Origin of the sequence: Bradyrhizobium sp. WSM471 (assembly GCF_000244915.1) — a bacterium.
GTDB lineage: Bacteria > Pseudomonadota > Alphaproteobacteria > Rhizobiales > Xanthobacteraceae > Bradyrhizobium.
Map to the genome: position 1 here is coordinate 4,507,947 of NZ_CM001442.1, position 21,264 is coordinate 4,529,210.

At 64.6% G+C, this 21,264-nt stretch carries 18 protein-coding genes and 1 tRNA gene; 11 read left to right on the forward strand and 8 right to left on the reverse strand.

Translation table 11 applies throughout. The features are described from left to right. The first annotated feature begins 80 nt into the window (after window positions 1–80). Window positions 81–2,189: an ATP-dependent DNA helicase RecG gene (gene recG / locus BRA471DRAFT_RS20060; protein ID WP_007610543.1), complete on the forward strand. Its 2,109-nt coding sequence runs from the start codon at window positions 81–83 to the stop codon at window positions 2,187–2,189. Here recG and panE read toward each other — a convergent pair. Further along, window positions 2,186–3,115, reverse strand: coding sequence for a 2-dehydropantoate 2-reductase (gene panE / locus BRA471DRAFT_RS20065; protein ID WP_007610544.1), 930 nt, complete (start codon window positions 3,113–3,115; stop codon window positions 2,186–2,188). The genes recG and panE overlap by 4 nt on opposite strands. A gap of 103 nt (window positions 3,116–3,218) precedes the next feature. On the opposite strand from panE, the gene BRA471DRAFT_RS20070 reads away from it, so the two are divergent. Then, window positions 3,219–3,734 (forward strand): hypothetical protein, encoded by a 516-nt coding sequence (locus BRA471DRAFT_RS20070; RefSeq protein WP_007610546.1) that lies wholly within the window; start codon window positions 3,219–3,221, stop codon window positions 3,732–3,734. A gap of 28 nt (window positions 3,735–3,762) precedes the next feature. On the opposite strand, the gene BRA471DRAFT_RS20075 is transcribed toward BRA471DRAFT_RS20070, so the two are convergent. The 3 genes from BRA471DRAFT_RS20075 to glmS form a co-directional block, all read right to left on the reverse strand. Further along, window positions 3,763–4,620, reverse strand: a complete 858-nt coding sequence (locus BRA471DRAFT_RS20075; protein ID WP_007610548.1) for an NAD(P)-dependent oxidoreductase — start codon at window positions 4,618–4,620, stop codon at window positions 3,763–3,765. Between the two features lie 103 nt (window positions 4,621–4,723). Then, window positions 4,724–5,497 carry a DUF502 domain-containing protein gene (locus BRA471DRAFT_RS20080; protein ID WP_007610549.1) on the reverse strand — a complete coding sequence of 258 codons (774 nt, stop codon included), beginning with the start codon at window positions 5,495–5,497 and terminating at the stop codon, window positions 4,724–4,726. 89 nt (window positions 5,498–5,586) lie between these two features. Further along, window positions 5,587–7,413, reverse strand: coding sequence for a glutamine--fructose-6-phosphate transaminase (isomerizing) (gene glmS, locus BRA471DRAFT_RS20085; RefSeq protein WP_007610552.1), 1,827 nt, complete (start codon window positions 7,411–7,413; stop codon window positions 5,587–5,589). Between the two features lie 219 nt (window positions 7,414–7,632). Between glmS and BRA471DRAFT_RS20090 the strand changes: the two genes are divergently transcribed. Next, entirely contained in the window at window positions 7,633–7,851 is a 219-nt protein-coding gene (locus BRA471DRAFT_RS20090; RefSeq protein ID WP_007610554.1) for a hypothetical protein, read from the forward strand. A 6-nt stretch (window positions 7,852–7,857) separates the two neighbouring features. Here BRA471DRAFT_RS20090 and glmU read toward each other — a convergent pair whose 3' ends face one another. Further along, window positions 7,858–9,225 carry a bifunctional UDP-N-acetylglucosamine diphosphorylase/glucosamine-1-phosphate N-acetyltransferase GlmU gene (gene glmU, locus BRA471DRAFT_RS20095; protein ID WP_007610556.1) on the reverse strand — a complete coding sequence of 456 codons (1,368 nt, stop codon included), beginning with the start codon at window positions 9,223–9,225 and terminating at the stop codon, window positions 7,858–7,860. Window positions 9,226–9,398: 173 nt separating this feature from the next. Between glmU and BRA471DRAFT_RS20100 the strand changes: the two genes are divergently transcribed. Continuing rightward, a complete protein-coding gene (locus BRA471DRAFT_RS20100) occupies window positions 9,399–10,748 on the forward strand; it encodes a hypothetical protein (protein ID WP_007610560.1) in 1,350 nt (449 codons plus the stop codon). A 293-nt stretch (window positions 10,749–11,041) separates the two neighbouring features. On the opposite strand, the gene BRA471DRAFT_RS38380 is transcribed toward BRA471DRAFT_RS20100, so the two are convergent. After that, entirely contained in the window at window positions 11,042–11,188 is a 147-nt protein-coding gene (locus BRA471DRAFT_RS38380) for a hypothetical protein (RefSeq protein WP_007610562.1), read from the reverse strand. 178 nt (window positions 11,189–11,366) lie between these two features. On the opposite strand from BRA471DRAFT_RS38380, the gene BRA471DRAFT_RS20105 reads away from it, so the two are divergent. Then, complete coding sequence (locus BRA471DRAFT_RS20105; protein WP_007610563.1) at window positions 11,367–11,747, forward strand: hypothetical protein; 381 nt, start codon at window positions 11,367–11,369, stop codon at window positions 11,745–11,747. On the opposite strand, the gene BRA471DRAFT_RS20110 is transcribed toward BRA471DRAFT_RS20105, so the two are convergent. Then, window positions 11,707–13,266 (reverse strand): beta-1,6-glucan synthase, encoded by a 1,560-nt coding sequence (locus BRA471DRAFT_RS20110; protein ID WP_035974131.1) that lies wholly within the window; start codon window positions 13,264–13,266, stop codon window positions 11,707–11,709. The genes BRA471DRAFT_RS20105 and BRA471DRAFT_RS20110 overlap by 41 nt on opposite strands. Window positions 13,267–13,595: 329 nt before the next feature. Here BRA471DRAFT_RS20110 and BRA471DRAFT_RS20115 point away from each other — a divergent pair, with 329 nt between their 5' ends. The 3 genes from BRA471DRAFT_RS20115 to BRA471DRAFT_RS20125 all read left to right on the forward strand — a co-directional run bounded on the left by BRA471DRAFT_RS20115 (window position 13,596) and on the right by BRA471DRAFT_RS20125 (window position 17,470). Continuing rightward, the gene (locus tag BRA471DRAFT_RS20115) at window positions 13,596–14,189 is read left to right on the forward strand and encodes a hypothetical protein (protein WP_007610565.1); all 594 of its coding nucleotides are present in this window, start codon (window positions 13,596–13,598) and stop codon (window positions 14,187–14,189) included. Window positions 14,190–14,403: 214 nt separating this feature from the next. After that, the gene (locus BRA471DRAFT_RS20120) at window positions 14,404–17,079 is read left to right on the forward strand and encodes a glycosyltransferase (RefSeq protein WP_007610566.1); all 2,676 of its coding nucleotides are present in this window, start codon (window positions 14,404–14,406) and stop codon (window positions 17,077–17,079) included. A gap of 315 nt (window positions 17,080–17,394) precedes the next feature. Next, a tRNA-Lys gene (locus BRA471DRAFT_RS20125) sits at window positions 17,395–17,470 on the forward strand. A gap of 473 nt (window positions 17,471–17,943) precedes the next feature. On the opposite strand, the gene BRA471DRAFT_RS20135 is transcribed toward BRA471DRAFT_RS20125, so the two are convergent. Then, window positions 17,944–19,782: a caspase family protein gene (locus BRA471DRAFT_RS20135; protein WP_007610575.1), complete on the reverse strand. Its 1,839-nt coding sequence runs from the start codon at window positions 19,780–19,782 to the stop codon at window positions 17,944–17,946. Window positions 19,783–19,930: 148 nt separating this feature from the next. On the opposite strand from BRA471DRAFT_RS20135, the gene BRA471DRAFT_RS20140 reads away from it, so the two are divergent. The 3 genes from BRA471DRAFT_RS20140 to BRA471DRAFT_RS36985 all read left to right on the forward strand — a co-directional run bounded on the left by BRA471DRAFT_RS20140 (window position 19,931) and on the right by BRA471DRAFT_RS36985 (window position 21,024). Next, window positions 19,931–20,287 (forward strand): hypothetical protein, encoded by a 357-nt coding sequence (locus tag BRA471DRAFT_RS20140; RefSeq protein WP_007610581.1) that lies wholly within the window; start codon window positions 19,931–19,933, stop codon window positions 20,285–20,287. A 114-nt stretch (window positions 20,288–20,401) separates the two neighbouring features. Then, complete coding sequence (locus BRA471DRAFT_RS20145; protein WP_007610583.1) at window positions 20,402–20,785, forward strand: hypothetical protein; 384 nt, start codon at window positions 20,402–20,404, stop codon at window positions 20,783–20,785. A gap of 47 nt (window positions 20,786–20,832) precedes the next feature. Then, complete coding sequence (locus tag BRA471DRAFT_RS36985; RefSeq protein ID WP_007610584.1) at window positions 20,833–21,024, forward strand: hypothetical protein; 192 nt, start codon at window positions 20,833–20,835, stop codon at window positions 21,022–21,024. The last annotated feature ends 240 nt before the right edge of the window (window positions 21,025–21,264 follow it).

The following is a 21,264-nucleotide window of genomic DNA, read 5'->3' on the forward strand; positions in this document are numbered from 1 at the left end:
GCCGCAGGGGCACGAAAAAACACGTGGATGCCGGGCATAAAGCCGGGCATGACGAGCGAAAACGATCCTAGGTTCGCCTGATGCGCCCCAGCCTGCTCAATCCGCTGTTTGCCCCCGTGACCAGCCTGCCCGGCGTCGGTCCGAAGCAGGACAAGCTGCTGCAATATCTGCTGAGCCGCAATGAGACGCCGCGGCTGGTCGATCTGTTGCTGCATTTGCCGAGCCAGGTCATCGACCGCCGGGCACGGCCGAAGATCCGCGACGCCGTGCAAGGAACCATGGTGACGCTGGAGGTCACCGTCGACCGCCACCGCCCGCCCCCGCCGCGCAATGCGCGCGCGCCCTACCTCGTCTACGCCAGCGACGATACCGGCGACGTCGTGCTGACGTTCTTCCGCGCCAAGCCCGGCTATGTCGAAAAGCTGCTGCCAATTGGGGAGAAGCGCTTCGTCTCCGGCACGCTGCAGATGTACGACGGCATCCCGCAGATCGTGCATCCCGACCGGGTGCTGGACGAGGAGGCGATTTCAAAACTCTCCGGCATCGATCCCGTCTATCCCTTGACCGAAGGCCTTGCGCTCGGCTCGCTGCGCCGCGCGGTCGCGCAGGCGCTGCAGAAGCTGCCGGCGCTGCCGGAATGGATCAGCCCGGAGGTGCTGCGCCGCTGCAGCTTCCCGCCGATCTCGGAGGCGCTCACCCGCATGCATCAGCCGGTCGAGCTCACCGACATTCTGCCCGACCAGCCGTTCTGGTCGCGCCTCGCCTTCGACGAACTCCTCGCCGGGCAACTTGCGCTTGCCCTGATTCGCGCGCAATTGCGGCGCCCGGCCGGTGTGCGCAACGCCGGCGACGGGCAGCTCCGCAACAAGATCATCGATGCCCTGCCCTATGCGCTGACGTCATCCCAGCGCGACGCCGCGGCCGCCATCGCCAATGATCTGCAACAACCCGTGCGCATGTTGCGCCTGCTCCAGGGTGACGTCGGCTCCGGCAAGACCGTGGTCGCGCTGCTCGCCGCCGCTGCGGTCACCGAGGTCGGCAAGCAGGCCGCCCTGATGGCGCCGACCGAAATTCTGGCCCGTCAGCACATCAAGACCATCACGCCGCTCGCCGAGCGCGCGGGCATGCGGGTGGCGATCCTCACCGGCCGCGAAAAGGGCAAGGAGCGGCGGGACCTGCTGGCACAACTCGAAGCCGGCGAGATCGACCTGCTCGTCGGCACCCATGCGCTGATCCAGGACGACGTGATCTTCAAGGATCTCGCCCTCGCCGTCGTCGACGAACAGCATCGTTTTGGTGTGCGCGAGCGGCTGGCGCTGACGTCAAAGGGCGAGGCAGTCGACGTGCTGGTGCTGAGCGCAACGCCGATCCCGCGCACGCTGGTGCTGACTTATTTCGGCGACATGGACATCAGCGAGCTCAGGGAGAAGCCCGCCGGCCGCCAGCCCATCGAAACCCGCACCATATCGATGAGCCGCCTCGGCGAGGTTACCGACAGCATCGGCCGCGCGCTCGAATCCGGCAAGCTGGTCTACTGGATCTGCCCGCTGGTCGAGGAATCGGAGGCCGAGGGTACAGAGCACCTCACCAATGCGACCAAGCGCTTCGAAAGCCTGCAAAAGCGTTTCGGCGAGCGCGTCGGCCTCGTCCACGGCCAGATGAAGGGCACCGAGAAGGACCGCGTGATGGGCCAGTTCGCCGCCCACGAGATCGGCCTGCTGGTCGCGACCACCGTCGTCGAGGTCGGTGTCGACGTGCCGGCGGCGACCATCATGGTGATCGAGAACGCCGAACGCTTTGGCCTCGCCCAACTTCACCAATTGCGCGGCCGCATCGGGCGCGGCTCGGAGGCCTCGACCTGTCTTCTGCTCTACTCCGAGCCGCTCGGCGAGATGTCGAAGGCGCGGCTGAAGGTGATCCGCGAGACCACCGACGGTTTTCGCATCGCCGAGGAAGATCTGAAGCTGCGCGGCGAAGGCGATGTGCTCGGTGTGCGCCAGAGCGGCCTGCCTGGCTACCGCATCGCCCGCTCGGAGGTGCACGGCCAGCTCATCACCCAGGCCCGCGACGAGGCGCTGCGCATCCTCAAGGACGATCCAAAGCTCAAGGGCGAGCGCGGCGAGGCGCTGCGGTGCCTGCTGTATCTCTACGAGCGGGATGAGGCGATCCCGCTGATCGGGGCGGGTTAGCTGGCCGCTCTCTGCCGCCCAATCTCATAAGCCGCCAGATGCGCCCGGGCGAGATCCAGCAAGGGCGTGTCGATATCAAGCGCACGGGCCCGGTTGGCCATATCGCCGAGGATGTGCTCCGCCTCGGTAATCGAGCCGCGCTCGATGTCCCGCAGCATCGAGGCCTTGAGCGGGGAGTCCAGGATCGTGAACAGCTTCCGGTCAAACTCGATGAAAGGCGCTCGCGGCTCGAAACCCGAGGCCGTCGCGACGGCGCAGCATTCGGCGAACAGGCGGAAGATGGATTGCTCGCCGTTCGGCACGGCCAGAATGTCTCCGATGCTTGCACGCATCAGGCAGGTGATGCCGGCGAGCGTCGAGAGCTGGACGAATTTCTCCCACATGTCCTGCATGATCGCTTCGCTGGCGCGCACGTCGATACCGGGCACATGCAGCAGCGTCTCCAGCGCGAGCACGCGCTCGCTCAACGAACCCTGGATCTCGCCGAAGACGATGGTCTGATTGGCCATGAACTGAACGACACGGCCGTCCGCATCGAGCCCGGCACTGACGTTCGCGAGCCCGCCGAGAACCTGAGCGGCGCCGAACCGCGCAGTCAGGGCGTCGACATGTTTCAACCCGTTGAGGATCGGCAAAATCATCGTTTGGGCACCAACCGCCGGGGCAAACTGGGCCATCGCCTCGTCGAGCGAGTAGGATTTCACCCCGACGAGCACGACGTCGAAGGTTTCCTTGAGATGGTTGGCCAGGATGACCTTCGGCTGCACGGCGAAATCGCCGTGCGGGCTCACGACCTGCAATCCATTCCGCCGCAATTGCTCCGCACGCCCGGTCCGCACCAGAAAGGTCACGTCGCCGCCGGCTCGGACCAGGCGCGCTCCGTAATAGCCTCCAAGCGCTCCCGCGCCGATGACGAGCACTCTCATTCGAACTCCCATGTCAAACGCGGCCATTCAGCCATTCCGCACCTGGAACGGCAAGTTGAAATCCAATCTTTCGCCTCGGCGGGTTTCGTGAAACCTTGCGGCGATGCGCCGGATCATCGTCGTGGGCTGTCAGGGCAGCGGAAAGACGAACCTCTCCCGGAATCTCGGGCAAAAGCTCGGGCTGCCGGTGGTGCATCTCGACGTGCTCTACTGGCAGCCGGGCTGGAAGCCGTCCGACAAACCGAGCTTCCGGACACGTGTTGCTGATGCGATCGGGGGCGACGCATGGGTTGTCGACGGCAGCTTCTCGGGGCTTGCCTTCGATCTCACGCTGGCGCGCGCCGATACTCTGGTCGTCATCGACCGCCCGCGCTGGCTCTGCCAGTGGCGCATTCTCCTGCGCTCCGCCCTCGATCGCGACAAGACCCGGCCTGACCTCCCGGAGGGGTGCCCCGAACAGTTCGACTGGACATTGATGCGGGAAGCATGGCGCTACGACGCCGAGCGCGCGCCTGTCATCGAGGCCGAGCGCGTGCAGTATGGTGCTGACGTCCCGGTCGTGCGCTTGAGACGCGATCGGGACATCCAGGGTTTTCTGGAGTCGGTGCACGGCACATGATCGATGGCCGCGACGTGAGACCGGACGATCAGGATTTCTTCTGCGCGATACGCGCGGCGAATGCCTTCATCAGGTCGGTATCCGCCGCCTCGCCTTTCGCGTCGTCAGCGAGATGCTCGAACCAACGCGCAAAGCCTTCGTAAACCTGGCTGGCTGGATGATCGGGGCCGAGAAAGCCGGAAATCTCCCGCATCTCCGCAACCCAGCGATAGGCTTTCGGAATCATGTCCGGCAGCGCGACTTCGAGCCGGGCCAGAACCGCGGGCTGGCTGAGTGCGAGTTCGTCGCGCAGCGCATCCGCAGCCCCCGCTTTCGTTGCCGCGACCACCATCGCCGAGCCGATCCCGACGAGACCCTTGACGATCCCGGCATAGGACATTTTGAGCGCGGACGCGGCACCGACCGGCCCTTCGACGATCCGCACGTCGAGCCCGAAATCCTTCAGCAGGGCGACGTCCTTAGCGTGCTCGCCGGACATGTAGAAGGCCGGGCTCTTGCCGCCGGGCTGGGGCGGGAACCCGATGATGCCGGCATCGACGAACCGCGCCTGTGCCGAGCCGATGATCTCCTCGATCCTCATCACGGTATCGACGTTGACGGCATTGCAATCGACCACGACCGGCTTCTTCTCGCGCCGGACGATCAGCCCGGCAAGCCGCTCGGCGAGCGCCACGGCTTCGCCCGGCGGCACGATCGAGAGGATGATGTCGGCGTCCGCGATCGCGTCGTCCTCGGCGCCGATCATGCCGGCATCCGCCGCGCGTTTGCGCGTCGCCTCGCTCCGTCCTTTCAACGACGTCAGCACGCGCGCACCGTGCTCGCCGAGACGGCGGGCCACGGCACTGCCCATGGCACCGGGCGCGAGGATCGCAATGGTTTTGGACATCGTGCACTCCAGATCGAAGTCCGAGCAACGCGCTCGGTTCACCGGAGACTAGCAGAGGACGGGACGCTCGCGTGACCGGCGGCCATCCCGCAGAGGAATGGCCCTACTCCACCTTCGCAGGCTGGGGCTGCAGCGCAGCCGAGGCGTTGGCAATACGCGCGGCATTCGCCATGCCCGCCAGCGCCGCCGCCTTCTTCGGGTCGGGCGCCGAACCCGGCTGCACCACGCCGGCCGACATGATCAGCGTCGCGGCGTCCTCGGTGCTCATGTCGACCTCGACGATCTTGCTCTTGGGCACGTAGAAGAAGAAGCCGGTCGTCGGGTTCGGCGAACACGGCAGGAACACCGAGACGTGCTCCTCCTGACCCGGCAGGCTGCGGGAGACGTCCTCGTTCGGCGATTGCGAGATCAGCACGATCGACCACATGCCCGGCGAGGGAAACTCGACCAGACCGACTTTGCGGAAGCTCGAGCCCTTGCCCGAGAACAGAGTCTCGAACACCTGCTTCAGGCCGCGGTAGATGGCGCGCACCGCCGGGATGCGGCCGAGGAAGGTCTCGCCGACATCGACCAGCGTCCGGCCGATCAAATTGGCCGCGAGGAAGCCGACCAGAGTCAGCGTGAAGAATGCGACGATCAGTCCCCAGCCGGGGATGACGTACGGCATGTAGGTTTCAGGCCGATAGGCCAGCGGCACGAACGGCCGCACCACGCCATCAACCCAGGTGACGAACCACCAAACCAGATAAAAGGTGATCGCAACCGGTCCCGTCACCACGAGACCGGTGAGAAAATAATTGCGGAAGCGGCCTATCAGGCCGGTATGCGGCTCCGGCGTGGGATCAAGAGGCGCAGGCGCATCGTCACGGGGGGTCATTCGGGTTCCAGGTCGGTCGCTTCGTTCAAGCTAGGGTCTTCTAGCAGGTTTTGGAAGACCACGAAGCGTTCCGCTCTCAACCCTTCCGCCTATTCCACCGTCACGGATTTCGCGAGATTGCGCGGCTGGTCGACGTCGGTCCCCATGATGACCGCCGTATGATAGGCGAGCAGCTGAACGGGGACGGCATAGACCATCGGCGTGAACGCCGCCGCCATGTCAGGCATGACGATGGTGACGAGGGACTCGACGGTTGCCTCCGCCGCGCCTTTGGCGTCGGTCATCAGGATGATCTTGCCGCCGCGGGCGGCAACCTCCTGCATGTTGGAGACGGTCTTTTCGAACACCCGGTCGTAGGGCGCGATGACGACGACGGGCATGGTCTCGTCGATCAGCGCGATCGGGCCGTGCTTGAGCTCGCCGGCGGCATAGCCCTCGGCGTGGATGTAGGAGATCTCCTTCAGCTTCAACGCGCCTTCGAGCGCGAGCGGAAAGCTGGTGCCGCGGCCGAGATAGAGCACGTCGCGCGATTTCGCGATCTCGCGCGCCAGCTTTTCGATCTGGAGTTCGGTGGTGAGCGCATCCGACATCAAACGCGGGATCTCGACGAGCCCGTGGACGAGCTTGGTCTCGTCCTCGTCGGACAGTTCGCCACGGGCCTTGCCGGCCGCGATCGCAAGATTTGCCAGCACCATGAGCTGGCAGGTGAAGGCCTTGGTCGAGGCGACGCCGATCTCGGGGCCGGCCAGCGTTGGCAGCACGGTCTCGCTCTCGCGCGCGATCGTCGAGGTCGGCACGTTGACGACGGCCACCGTGTGCACACCCTGGGCCTTGGCGTAGCGCAGCGCGGCCAGGGTGTCGGCGGTCTCGCCCGACTGCGAGATGAAGATGGCGAGATCACCCTTGCGCAAGGGCGCCTCGCGGTAGCGGAATTCGGAGGCGACATCGACCTCGACCGGCACGCGCGCGAAACGCTCGAACCAGTATTTTGCGACGAACCCGGCGTAGCTCGCGGTGCCGCAGGCCGTGATGTTGATGCGCTGGATATTCTTGAGGTCGAACGGCAGCTTGACCGGCAGCGAGACCCGCTCGGTCGCCATGTCGACATAGCGTGCCAGCGTGTGGCCGACCACTTCCGGCTGCTCGTGGATCTCCTTGGCCATGAAGTGGCGGTAATTGGCCTTGTCGACCAGCGAGGTCGAGGCGGCGTGCTTGGTCTTCTCGCGCTGGACGGCATGCCCGTCCTTGTCGAAGATCGAAGCGCTCGTATGGGTCAGCACGACCCAGTCGCCGTCCTCGAGATAGCTGATCGTGTCGGTGAACGGCCCGAGCGCGATGGCGTCGGAGCCGAGATACATCTCGCCGTCACCATAGCCGATCGCGAGCGGCGGACCATTGCGGGCGCCGATCATCAAATCGTCCTCGCCGGCGAAGATGAAGCCGAGCGCGAACGCGCCGCGCAGACGCGCCAATGTCAATTTCACCGCTTCCACCGGCTTGTTGCCGCGCGTGAGCAGATCGTCGACGAGATGCAGCACGATCTCGGTGTCGGTCTGGGTGTGGAACACCGTGCCTTTCGTCTCGAGTTCCTCGCGCAGCTCGCGGAAATTCTCGATGATGCCGTTGTGAACGACGGCGACACGCTCGGTCGCGTGCGGGTGCGCATTGTTCACGGTCGGCTTGCCGTGGGTGGCCCAACGGGTGTGACCGATTCCGGTCGTGCCCTTGAGCGGCTCGGCTTCCAGCCGCTTCTCCAGATTCTTCAGCTTGCCCTCGGCGCGGCGGCGCTCGAGATGCTTGCCTTCAAGCGTGGCGACGCCCGCGGAATCATAGCCGCGATATTCAAGACGTTTGAGCGAATCCACCAATTGCTCTGCAACCGGTTCGCGCCCGAGAATGCCGACAATCCCGCACATGCGGATCAATATCCCCCAAATCGTCGAAAAATCGCCTAAACGACGCGCTCGGTTTTTAGCGAAGTTCCTAAGGAACCAGATACTCAATAATTATTGCTGATTGAGACAGCACCGACGGCAACGCGCCTCGCCTGCGTCGAACTGGCTGAGCCTTAAACCGCGCGCATTAACTTGTTGTCAACGAATTTGGCCAACCCTTGCGTACCAAGGAGAGAGGCCATGAAAGGCTCATCCAACCGCAAACGTCTGTCATCGATGTCGGTGAGCGCCAGCGAGACCACCGGCACGCACCTTGCGCATTGGCCGCCGCCCCAGCGCGGCAAGGAAAGCAAGCCCGTCTTCATCAAGCACGCCGCCGGCGAGCCGGCCAAGCGTGCCAAGGCGCGCGGCTGGCGCCTGACGCGCGCGATCTTCTCCGAATTCGCCGACGACGAATAGCGGCGCTCATTTCGCCGGCTTCTTTTCAAGCTTCTTGCCACTTGTCTTCATCTCGCGATAGCGCGCCGCGCCACCGTCGCGGATGGTCTGCGGGCTACGCTCCAGCGCCATGGCATCATCAGGCACGTCGCGCGTGATCACCGAGCCCGAGCCGATATAGGCGCCGTTGCCGATGGTCACCGGCGCGACCAGCGAGGAGTTGGTGCCGACGAAGGCGCCCTGCCCGATGATCGTCTTGTGCTTCTTGAAGCCGTCGTAGTTGCAGGTGATGGTGCCGGCGCCGATGTTGGAATTGGCGCCGATTGTGGCATCGCCAATGTAGGAGAGATGGTTGACCTTGACGCCGGCCTCCAGCGTCGCGGCCTTGGTCTCCACGAAATTGCCGATGCGCGCGCCGTCGCCGAGCGAAGTGCCGGGCCGCAGCCGCGCATAGGGGCCGATGGAGACCTTCTTGCCGAGCCTGGTCTCGACGATATGCGAGAAGGAATGCACCACCGTGCCGTCGCCGATCGAAACGCCGGGGCCGATCACCACGAAGGGCTCGATCGTCACGTCCTTGCCGAACACGGTATCCGCGGCGAGATAGACGGTTTCGGGCGCGATCAGCGTCACGCCGGACTCCATCGCCGCTTTCCTCAACCGTGCCTGCATCACGCTTTCGGCCTCGGCGAGCTGCGCCTTGGTGTTGATGCCGCGCACTTCGTCCTCGCTGGTTTCGATCACCACGGCATCCCATCCTTGTTCGCTGATAACGCCGACGGCGTCGGTCAGATAATATTCGCCCTTGGAATTCGCATTGCCGATCTTCTCGAGGATCGCGAGCGCGCGGCGGCCGTCGATCGCCATGACCCCGGCATTGCACAGGTCGATCCTGCGCTCCTCGGCGCTGGCATCGGCCTGCTCGCGGATCGCGACCAGGCGGTCGCTCTCGACGATGAAGCGGCCATAGCCGGTGGGATCGGCGGCGTGGAAGCCGAGCGCCGCAATCGCGGCGCCTTTGGCCAGCGGCGCGCGCAGCCGCGCAAAGGTCTCGGCCGAGATCAGCGGCGTGTCGCCGAATGCAATCAGCAAATCGTCCACGCCCCGGGCAATGGCATCACGCGCCGCCAGCACCGCATGCGCGGTGCCGAGCCGGTCCTGTTGCACGAAGGTGAGCGCGTCGGGGCGGATGCGCTTTGCTTCGTCCGCCACCGCCTGATGGTCGGGTCCGATCACGACCGCGAGCGAGGTGCCGGTTCCCTTGGGCGCCGCGGCGAGCACGTGGGCGAGCAGGCTCTGGTGCGCCACCGGATGCAGCACTTTCGGCAGGTGTGAGCGCATACGCGTGCCTTCGCCGGCGGCGAGCACGATCGTGAGGCTGGAACGGGCGGTCATCGAAATCCTGTCAATCGGCCGAATCAAGTGGCGCCAGCGGGCGACGGCCGCCCTCATGAGCTATCGCCTTGCTACCCCCGCAAACGCCCGGAGTTCAAGTGCGACACGCTTTTCCTGTTAATGTTCCCTGATTGATTCGGGGAAGCCGGACAGGGGTTGGGCACTTAACGTTCATGGCAAAGGATTCCGACCCACTGGCGGATGCCTTCGGCGCCAAGGAGACCGGCGGGCTGTTCTCCGGACTTGTGGCCGAGGAGAGTTCGTTCGATCGCGGCATGATGTGGCGGCTGGGCTCATGGGGCGTGGCGGCCGTCGGCGCCGTGGTGCTTGCCGTGTTCGCCAATCAGGCCCAGCTCGGCTGGCGGCGCGACCAGGTTGCGTCCGCCGATCTCGCGCGCCAGGCCGACCGGCTCCAGATGCTGAGCAAGGAGAGCCAGAACGAGGCCCGCCGCCTCGCCTCCGCCATCGAGACGCTGAACACCGATCGCGACCGGCTCTATTCGCGCGTCACCGTGCTGGAGCAAGGGCTCGATTCCGTCACCGGCGCGATCGCCAAGCAGACGACAACGCCGCCGCAGGCGTCCGTTGCGAAACCTCAGGACGCGCCGGCTTTGATCGGGCCGCCGGCGCCCGGCATCGCGCCGGTCGCCTCGACGCCGGCTCCGGCCAACGACAAGCCGCGCGCCGAGGCCACAAAGGAGCCGCCGAGCCCGCCGCCACAAAGCGCGGCCGCGGCCTCGCTCGTCGCGCAGTTGCCGGCGACGAATTCGGCACTGCCGATGCTTCCGCTGGTCCCATCCAAATCGATCATGGCGCCGCCCGATCCCGCCGCCCCGAAACTGGTTCAGCCCGAGTCCACTGAGAAGACCGCTGAGAAGGCGACCGAGAAGAAGCCAGATCCGGCGCCTGCCCCGGTCGAAGTCGCTGCGGCACAAGCCAAGCCGCCGGAGGCCGCTGAAAGCGAGGCTCCCGCGATCGCGGTCCAGCAGACGCGCTTTGCGATTGATCTCGGTGGCGCCAACTCGCTCGATGGCCTGCGCGCGCTGTGGCGCGGGGTGACCAAATCCAATCCCGAGATCGCAGCGCTGCGGCCGATCATCATGATCAAGGAAGGCAACGCCGGCCTCGGCATGCAGCTCCGCCTCGGTGCCGGCCCGCTGATCAACGCAGCGGCTGCAGCAAAACTCTGCGCCGGCCTCGCCGAGAACGACCGCCACTGCGAGACCACCGTGTTCGACGGCCAGCGGCTGTCAATGCGCGGCGGGCAGGAAAAACAAGAGAAGAGTCAGGATCGAGTTCAAGAGAAGAACTCCGACAAGAATCAGGACTCTGTGCCGCAAGCCGAGACCGCTCCGGCACCCGCGCCCGCCGCCAAGCCTGACAAGCATCGCCGCAGCTCTTCCTCAAAACGCTCGTCGAAGCGCGAGGAGCCGGCGCCTGCTCCTGCGGCGCAACCCGCAGCGCCGGCAAAGCCGGAGACGGCGTCGGCGGGATCGACGCTGTCATCGTTCTTCAGAAGGTAGACGCCGCATCCGCCCTGCGGCGGGGGAAGACCGTCTCGGGCCGACGTATCAAACGATACGAACTCTCCCGACACAAAACGGCAGTATCCGCGACGAACATGATTCGGAGCGGAGATGGCGGACGAGACGTTTTTGCGCGAGCACCTCGCGCTCATCCGCGAATTGGCCGAACAGGCCGACCCCTATATCAAGAGGCGATTGCTGGCCTTGGCCGAAAATACGAACGTCGGCTGAGGGACCAGAACCGGGTGGTGCAAAATCGTCCTTGATGGCTCATCGGCGCACGCAATCACCTACTCCATGCGCGCTTTTTCCTTCAGGTCGCGAATGCGGTTCTCAGCTTCATCCCTCGACTGGACCAGTTCCGACCAATCCTCGACCCGAGCTTCCTTGCTCAGCCTCTTGAGTTCGTCCAGTTGCTCCTGGGTTGGCTTTTCCATGCTCGCTCCTTGTATGCAGCATGCGTTGCGCGGTCACACCGTTTCAAAACCTGCGTGATCCCAGCCTGTTCCTGGACAAGTTCGGGCCAAGCGCGGCCGCCTTGCTCCTCCCGCAACGGGCCGCGATAAACTCGTCTTCCCTGTTGCCCGCCCGCGCCTTCCCGACCATATTGCCGCCATGACAAAAAAGCCCTTCCGCCTCACGCCCTACCAGGTGCAGTTCCTGATCGTCGTCGGCTTCGCCAGCGTCGGCTATGCTCTCTATTTGCGCTACCTCGGAATCGAAAACTCGCAGGTCGGTCTCGCCTGCGACGCCGGGCTTCAGACCCTGATCTGCAAGGCGCGCTCGGTCTCGACCGTGCTGTTCAAGAATTCGGTTTTCGGCATCGTCGCGCTGGTGGTGGCGACGTTGAACCTGATGCGGCCGTCGATCGTGCTGCTCACCGTCGGCATCATCGCGGCCGGCCTCGGCATCGTGCTCTACAATGTCGTGCTGTCGGGCCTGGCGATCGGCCTGCTCATTCTTGGATTTGCTCGGCCCGCGCCCGCCACAGCGTGAGCGCGAACAAGAGATAGATCGCGCAGGTCCACAGCGACTGCCAATTGTCGCGGCCCTCGTTGAACAGCACAAAGGTCGCCGACAGCGCCAGCACGCCGGCGAAGACCGATTCCGCGATCGGACGCTGGCCGATCTGCGGCCGGTTCAGCATCAACAGCGCAAACGGCACCACCGCCATCGTCAGCGCGGCGTAAGGGAAATCCTTGTAGCGCGGGTCAAACACGAAGCCGAGCGCGGTCTGCGCCGCGATGACCGCCGTCACTGCCAGCGTCAAGCCGAGCACGGCGGTGAGCTTCGACCATTTCCGGCCCTCGCGCGGACCGAGCAGATCGAGGAAGGTCGGGAGGCTGCGGCCGATCACCATCGCCTGCGCGCAGAAGATCGGCGACAGGATGCCGGCCGCGAGCAGCGCGCCCCACAGCAGCCAGCCGCCGATGCCGTAGCTCTCATAGTACATCTTGTCCGCGCCGATTCCGAGCAGGATGCCGGCCGAGGTCGCCGAGATCGCCACGCCGAGCCAGGCCGAGAAGCGCGGCGTCCAGGGCCTGCGCCGCAACGTCAGGCCGGCCACCGCGAACACCAGGACGCAGAGGCCCATGCCGGCGCCCATGTACCATTTCCAGTACGGGAAATTGCTGATCGGCTGGCCCGGCGGATATTTCAGGCCACGGCGCACCGAGTCATAGAGGCCCCAATAGCCGCCGACGGTGCCTTCCAGCTTGCGCTTCCACGGCTGGTCGTAGGACTCGATCAGATTGACGCGGAATTTCTGCGCTTTCGCGAGACTCAGGATCTCCGAGACCACGCGCGCCTGGTTGGTGCGCGACGGCAGCGCGCCCTCGCGCATGCGCCCTTCGCTCGGCCAGCCGGTTTCGCCGATCAGGATTTCCTTGCCGGGGAACGCGACCGCCATGCGCTCGCGGATCTGTTCGACATGGGAGGCGGCAAACTTCGCCTTGACCGGATTGTCTTCCCAATAAGGCAGGATATGGATCGTGACGAAGTCGACGGCGTCGTAGATCTCGCGATTCCTGAGCCAGAACTCCCAGACATCGGCATAGGTGACGGGCACGCTGACCTGCGCCTTCACCGAGCGGATGATGGAGACGAGGTCCGCGGTCGTCATCTCGCCACGCAGCAGCACTTCGTTGCCGACGATGATGCTGGTGATGATTCCGGGGAAATCCTTGGAAAGGCGAATGGCGAGCGCGGCCTGCTCGAAATTCTTGGTGCGGTTGCTGGAGAGCCAGATGCCCTGGAGCACCTTCAGCCCGCCGATCCGGGCTGCGATCGCCGGCACCTGGTCGAGCCCGTTCTCCATCGAATAGGTGCGGACGCAGTCGGTGATCTCCTTGAGCTGGCGCAGGTCCTGCTCGATCTGGTCGGCCTCGATATGGGTCCATGCGTTCAGCGGCGACTGCTCGCCGCGGAACGGCGCGTAGGAGACGCATTGGACCTTGTCGGCGGGATCGATCGGGGCGCGCGCAAGCGAGATCGGCGTGGCAAGCCACCACCACACGGCAGCGATCGCACCCAGTGAAACGAGCAGAAGCGCCAGTGGCGTACGAAGAGAAATCGGTTCCGTCCTCCGCGAGGGCCGTCGATTACCTGCTAGCACGCCGTCTGCCAAGGGGGTGACTCCGTTATGGATCCATCCCTCCCCTGAGGAATTTACCTCCGGCCGTTCGACCGAGGCCTAGGATCGTGACTTTGCTGGACAAATTTCCGGATTCAGGCCATGGACTCGGGAGGACTTTTCCGCCGCATTGGAGACCCATTTGGACGCCATCACGCAGGCGCGTCCGCGAAGGTCCTGACGCGGACGGTCAGTGATACATTGGGGAATTCATGCGGCAACGGGTGTTCGAGTTACGAAATGCGGTCCTGCGGCAGTTCGCCGCCACCTTGGCCGTTTCTTCCCTTGTCATCCTGATGGGTATCGGCGCGGCCTCCGCCCAGAGCGGCGCGCCCGCCCCCGACCAGAGCAAGGCAGCCGCCCAGCCCGCCGACGCCGCCGCCAAGGACGCCGCCCAGAACCAGCGCCGCACCGACGAATTCGCCGAAGCAGCCCAGGTCATCAGCGGCCCGGCGGGCAACCCCGAATGCGTCTGGCTCGGCCGCCGCGTGGTGCGGCTGATGTGGCGGGATGACCTCGATACCGCATTCCGCCATCTCGACCTCTACGACCGCTTCGGCTGCCCCGGCGGCCACATCCAGGCCGCCTTCCGCTGCCTGACCCGCTTCGGCGGCCAGATCGATCCCAAGGTCGCCGAGACCCTGGACAGCCGTGTGCACGCTTGCTGGATCAACCCGGCATCGCAGCCGCAGCAGGCGGCGGCCGCGGCCTCGCAGCCGGCCGCGCCGGCATCGGGCAATGCGCAGCCGCAGCCGGCCGCGAGCCCCTCGCCGGCGGCAAGCCCGTCACCGGCGCCCCCGAAATAGCCGCGATTGTTTCAGCCTCCGTTCAGGAACGATCGGCGATAGAGGCAATTGGCACTGCTGCGAATTTCGAAATGTGCATGCCCTCATATGGTCATGAGGCGATGACAGTTGTGAAACCGCGCGGCAGAGGTATGCTCCATTTGCCGCGGACTTGGTCGGATCTCGGGGTCGGATCCGCTTCCCTGCCCCCTCAGCCCCTTTTGGTTTAGCCGCGATGCGGGTTGTCGCCGCCGTTCTGTTGCTTGTGTCCGCGCTCCACGCCGGCCTCTGGGGAGTCTTGCGCGACAAGGAACCCGCGCCCGACTTCAAGGGCTTGCTGCCCAGCGTCTCCTACGCCCCGTTCGAGGGCTCGGCTCACCCCGACATCGACAACATTCCGACGGTGGAGAAAATCCGCGCCGACCTGAAGACGCTGTCGACGATGACGCGCGCGATCCGCCTCTATTCGTCCACAGGAGGCGTGGAACTGGTGCCGCCGATCGCGGCCGAATTCGGCCTCAAGGTCACCGTCGGCGCCTGGATCGACAAGGACAAGGATCGCAACGAGCGCGAGATCAAGGCCGCCATCGAGCTCGCCCGCAAGAACAGCAACGTCAACGGCGTCGTCGTCGGCAACGAGGTGATCTATCGCGGCGAGCAGAAGGTCGAAGACCTCATCGAGATGATCAAGAAGGTCAAGGGCTCGGTCCGCGTGCCCGTCACGACCGGCGAGATCTGGAACATCTGGCGCGACAATCCCGACCTCGGCTCCAACGTCGACTTCATCGCCGCCCACGTGCTGCCCTATTGGGAAAACTTCCGGTCGGACCAGGCGGTCGACCAGGCCGTCGACCGCTACAATCTGTTGCGCAACCTGTTCCCCGGCAAGCGCATCGTGATCGCCGAGTTCGGCTGGCCGAGCGCGGGTTACAATTTGCGCAACGCCGACCCCGGTCCGTTCCAGCAGGCCCTGACCTTGCGCAACTTCGTCAGCCGCGCCGACGCCATCGGCATGGAATACAACATCGTCGAGGCCATCGATCAGCCCTGGAAGTACTTCGAAGGCGGCGTCGGTCCGTACTGGGGCATCCTCAACGCCAGCCGCGAGCCGAAATTCGCCTGGACCGGCCCGGTGCAAAATCCCGACTATTGGAAGCTGATGGGTGTCGCCCTCCTGGTCGGTATCCTGCTGTCGCTGCCGATCCTGCGGCTGCAGCAGCCGACGGCGAAGCAGGCGTTCCTGCTGTCGGCCACCGCCAACGGCGTCGGCGCCTGGGCTGCCACCGTGTTCGCGTTCTGGAACGGGCACTATTTCATCTTCGGCTCGGCCTTCGCGCTCACGCTCGGCATGATCCTGCTTGTTCCCCTCGTGCTGATCGCGATGGCGCGCATCGACGAGATCGCGGCCGTCGCGTTCGGCCGGCCGCCGCAGCGGCTGCTCACGAAAGGCAAGCCGGTCGAGAACGTGCCCGAGAATTATTACCCGAAGGTCTCGATCCACATCCCCGCTTATTTCGAGCCGGTCGAGATGCTCAAGCAGACGCTCGATGCGTTGTCGCGGCTGAACTATCCGAACTACGAATGCGTCGTCATCATCAACAACACGCCGGACCCTGCCTTCTGGCAGCCGATCCAGGATCATTGCCGCGCGCTAGGTGAACGCTTCAAGTTCATCAACGCCGAGAAGGTGCAGGGCTTCAAGGCCGGAGCGCTGCGCATCGCGATGGACCGCACCGCCGTCGACGCCGAGATCATCGGCATCCTCGATGCCGACTACGTCGTCGATCCCGACTGGCTGAAGGACCTCGTGCCGGCGTTCGCCGATCCCAGCGTCGGCCTGGTGCAGGCGCCGCAGGAACATCGCGACGGCGACCTGTCGATCATGCACTACATCATGAACGGCGAATATGCCGGCTTCTTCGACATCGGCATGGTCCAGCGCAACGAGACCAACGCCATCATCGTGCACGGCACGATGTGCCTGATCCGCCGGGCCGCGATGGACATGGCCGGCGGCTGGTCGTCCGACACCATCTGCGAGGACTCTGATCTCGGCCTTTCGATTCAGCAGCTCGGCTGGACCACGCACTACACCAACCACCGCTACGGCCAGGGCCTGCTGCCCGACACCTACGAGGCCTTCAAGAAGCAGCGTCACCGCTGGGCCTATGGCGGCCTCCAGATCGTCAAGAAGCACTGGCGGAACTTCCTGCCCGGCCGGAGCCGGCTGACACCCGACCAGAAGCGCGAATATGGCCTGGGCTGGCTGAACTGGCTGGGCGCCGAAAGCCTCGGCGTCGTCGTGGCGCTGCTCAACCTCGTCTGGGTGCCGATCGTCGCCTTCGCCGACATCGCCATTCCCGACAAGATCCTGACGCTGCCGATCATCGGCGCCTTCATCGTCTCGCTCGTGCACTTCTTGTCGATGTACCGCGCGCGCGTCGCGATCAAGCCCGGCCAGATGCTGGGCGCCATGATCGCGGCGATGAGCGTGCAGTGGACGGTGTCGCGCGCGGTGGCGCAGGGACTGATCACCGAGCACATTGCGTTTGCGCGCACCTCCAAGGGCGGCCTGTCCAGGATGTCGATCGAGTTCCAGGCGTTCTGGGAGGCCGTGATCGGCGCCCTGCTCCTGATCGGCGCCGGCGTGCTGGTGGCCTCCAACAGCTATCGCCAGATCACCGAGATCTACATCTTCGCCGGCGTGCTGGTGCTCCAAAGCCTGCCGTTCCTGGCTGCGGTCGCGATCGCCATCCTCGAGCTCAGCCGCATCAACTCGTTCCAGTTCTGGCGCGACAGCGCGATCCGCACCGCCGAGCTGATCGGCCTGCGCCCGGTCGCGCTGCCGACCCCCGCCGGCACGCCGCAGCAAGTGCCGGTGCCCAGCGAGGTGCGGCGGGAAGCGAAGTGACGGGGCTCCAAACGCGGCATCCGGCCCAGGGGCGGATGTCGCGGCTTCTTCGGCGTGGATGACGGCCGCCATTCCGGTTGAAAATCCCGGCTCAAGCATTGGAAACGGCGAGCAAATTCCCGCTGTTGCCTTCAAGTTCGGCACCCACTCCTGCTATTGACCTCCGCGCCCCATCCCCCTACACAGCGCGGGCCGAAAGCATGATCCGGAAACAGCCGGTTTTTCCGCAACGCTTGCGTCGATGTGGCGGCAAAACATGCTTTTCCAAATGACCGAAGACGATGGCGATTTCTTCAGAGCCATCAGCGGCCATGGGAGCGCGTAGCTCAGCCGGTAGAGCACGTGACTTTTAATCACGGGGTCCTGGGTTCGAGCCCCAGCGCGCTCACCAAGCAAATCAAGCACTTAAGCCGAAGCGACGCCTACACCAAAATTCCATGTGTGGGCACTGTGTGGGCAAATCGATTGCCGCGCATCGAGCAGCGTTTGATGTCCCCTATGCAAGAACAGAAAATCAGCGTCGCCGAGCTGCGCGAGATGGGCCTAAGCGGCGTCGTGGTCTGGTGCCATTGCGGCCACCACATCGCCGTCAGCGCCGACACCTAGCCGGACAATCTCCGGCTAAGCGACATCGAAGGAGCGCTGCATCTGCTCCGCCTGCGGGACGCGAGGCGCCGCCGTCCGGCCCGATTGGACCAGCAAGGGTCCTCGCGCCGTGGCGTCCCGGTGACCGCACGCGGCTAGGCGCGGCCTTTCCGCCGCGTTGGAAAGCGGCCAAGGTCTGTAGGGTTGTGAGATGAACGTCGTGCCGAACTGGCATGACACGAAAGGGCATGCGGTGCCATTCACGCAGGGCCTGAGAGGTCAGTTGCAGACTTCGCTGTTCGCAAGAGTGCTGGCCGCCCGATACGTTTGTTCAATGTGACAGCCGGGTCGGACGGGACGACAGCCCGCACCGTTGCAAATGACTTGCCCGGACGCGGAGGGCTTCGCTGGTGCCGCTTCGGTTTGCTTCCGCTCCGCGTCTCGCTTCTTGGTATCCTCGCGGATCGCAACCGGTTTCTTGTCCTGCACCTTTTCGCATTCATTGTCGTCATTGACGCGATAGCCAGCGCGGCAGGCGATCTTTACGCATGCGTCGCCATCAGCATTGAAGCCGTGGTCGCACACCAGCGGGCAGACCCGGCCCGGCTTAGCCTTGATGGCATCGAGCGCCTCGAAGCTCGCGAGCTTGGCGTCGAACTTCGTGCCGGCATATTTATTGAACATCGAGAGGGATCGCTGCGACGATACGTTCCAGTCACCATCCGTAGGGGCGGCCAGACAGCCGACGCGGCGCAGCTCTGACTGGACAAGCTTTGCGGTCTCCTGAGGAGACAGGCTGGGCGGGGATGAGGTCGGCGCGACGGCCGCCACCTTTTGCTCGCTGCCGACCTGCTTCTTGCTCTCTGCTGCCTGCTTGGCCTGGTCAGCTACCGCTTTCTCACTCGCGATCCTGTCGGCAAGCGCCTTCTCGGCGGCCTGCTTGTCCGCCAGCGACTTCGCCACGGCCGCTTCTGCATCCTTCCTGCGCTGCTCCGCCGCCGCAGCCTTCGCGTCCTCGATCTGCTTGGCCTTCTCGGCCGCTAGCCGGGCGTCCTCGGCGATTTTGGCGGCAGTCGCCGCCTTGTCCTGCTCGGCCTTCTTGGCACGGTCCGCGACGAGCCGCGCCTTTTCATCTTCTGCCTGCCGGGCCTTCTCGGCAGCGGTGGCACGCGCTTGCTCGGCTTCAATCTTCCTCAACTGGACCTTGGCGAGATCAGCGTAAAAGCCATCTGGGTAAGCGCGCAGGAAGGCCTGCCACGCATCTTTCTCGCCTGCCTGCAAAGCCAGCTCATAGTCTCTGCGAACGGCATCCTGCGGGCTTGCCTGCGGTCCAGGAGCGGCTGCCGGCTTCGCGGGGACAAGCGGCACGTCGTCGCCGCCGAGCGAGCCGTACACGTAAGGCTCCTGCTTGTAGCCGGTGTTCTTGAGAACGTCGTCGCGGACGAAGCCGAACGCTTTGCGCAGGTCGAGACCGGGCGTCGGCAGACGCTCGACCAGCGCGGTGGAGAACGGGCTGTTTTTGGAGTCGCCGTCAGAGGCCGTCGAACCTGCCTTTGCGGCAAAGGCGATCATCGTGTTCGGGCTCGTCGGTTCGATCTTGGCGAGGCCGCGCCCGACCGCGCGCGACGCCACCGTGCGCTTCATGTTCTTGGCGAACGGATTGTCGCGGCAGGCGTCCAGGATCACGAGCCGAAGCTGCTTCGCCGGCTCGATCGCAAAAAGCACCCGGTCGAGCGGGAAGGTCTCGTCGAACACGTCCGTGTCGGTCTCCAGCGCCGCGTCCGTAGGGATCAGATAATTATTGCCATCCAGCTCGATCCCGTGGCCTGCGTAGTAGATCACCGCGACATCGGCATCGCGCGCTTTCACCCCGAACTCGCGCAACGCCTTGCGCATGTCGACGACGCTCAGATCGAGCTTGGTGTCGACAACGTCGAAGCCGGCCTTCTTGAACATGCCCCCGACCAGCGTTGCATCGTTCACGGGGTTGGCGAGACGGGGCACGCTCTTGTAGGCGGAGTTTCCGATCACCAGCGCGACGCGGCGTTCGGCATGCGCAGGCGCGGCGCCGAGCCAGACGGTCAAAAGGAACAATACCAAAGGCCGAAGCGCGCCCATAAATCCCCAAATCACAATGTGATGAGAGTATTCGGACCCTGTCGGAAGGCAAGCGGCTGGTCTGTGACGATCGTCACAGTCGCACATGCGCGGCGCCCGGAACGATCCCACAGTCGAACGATTGCTCCTCTTTAGTAGGAGTTGCGTCATGCGTCATGTGCCGTCGATTGTGCCGCTGGATCGGCTCGACCGGGAGATTTACCTGATGCTGGAGGACTTCGGCGCGCGCGCCGGCTGCTCCTGGCGCGAGACCGACGAGCAGGACACCGACGTCGAGACCGTCATCCGCGACCTGCTCTCCGGGCAGTACGCCTATCCGGTCCGGATTGTCGCCTTCAACGCGATCGAGGGCCGGTCTCGCGATGCCACCAGCGAGATCGCAGATGAGCTTGGCGAGCGTGTCACGAGTAGCGAGATCACGCCGGCCTTGCAGGCCTTTATCCAAGCCAATGCTTCCCGACCATTTGCTGTCCAACTCGCGCTTCCTCTACGGGGCGCCGCCTGACTTCAAATCTGTGATCGTGATGTTGCGTGGGGATCGCGGTGGCAGTGCACGAGACGGGCACAGTCATCGGAAGTTCGCGCTTCCCTTCTGCCTGATTTTTTGGTACCAAATAAAATGAAGCCAGCAAAAAAGATTCGTGCCAAGAAACATCGCGGCCGCCCCGCGACTGGTCAGGGCGTCCAGATCGGCACGCGCTGGCCGGAGGCGACTGTCGTTCAGATCGACGCATGGGCGTCGCGGCAGGAAGACACTCCGGCTCGCTCTGAATCCATCCGTCGGCTGGTCGATATTGGCTTGGGCAAACCCGCCCCCGCCCTCGCGGTTACGTCTGCCGCCAAGGCCTCGTCCCAGCGGGCTCGGGAAATGGCGGGTAACGCGATCGACAAGCTCAAAGACAACAAAGCGAGCCCGGATGACCAGGCCAGCCGCAAGCGGCGGCTCGTCAAGGGGCCCGAGGAATTCCAGAACGTTCGACGCGACCGGCCAAATCGAAAATGAATTGACCGGCCACCGCTTGGTCCATCTCGGCCTGAAGGCAACAGCAAATGATCAAACCCAAACGTTCGGCCGCGCAACAAGTCGCGGACGAAGCCAATCGAAAGACCCTCAATCCGATAGGATCGAGACAGACAATAGCGGACAGTCAAGCCACTCCGGAGTTTCAGGAAAACCTCAAACGCCTGAAGTCCGAGCGGCTGGAGCGTGAGGCTAGACTGAATCCGAAGCGCAAGGTCTGATTTGAGCTTACGCCCCTTCGCCTCGCCTGGTTGGGCCGGTCGGGCGAACGGGCCGAGTCGGATGGAGGGTGCAGAAGGTCATGGCAATGTTGAACCGACGGTGGATGATCTTCCTGCTGGTTTCCGTGGTGATTGCTTGCTCGATCTTCGCAGGCGCCCGGTACTATCTAAGCAAATGCCATGGCATGGATGCGTGCGCGGCCGCCGAAGCCGAGAGCCATGAGCGAGACAAGCCAACCG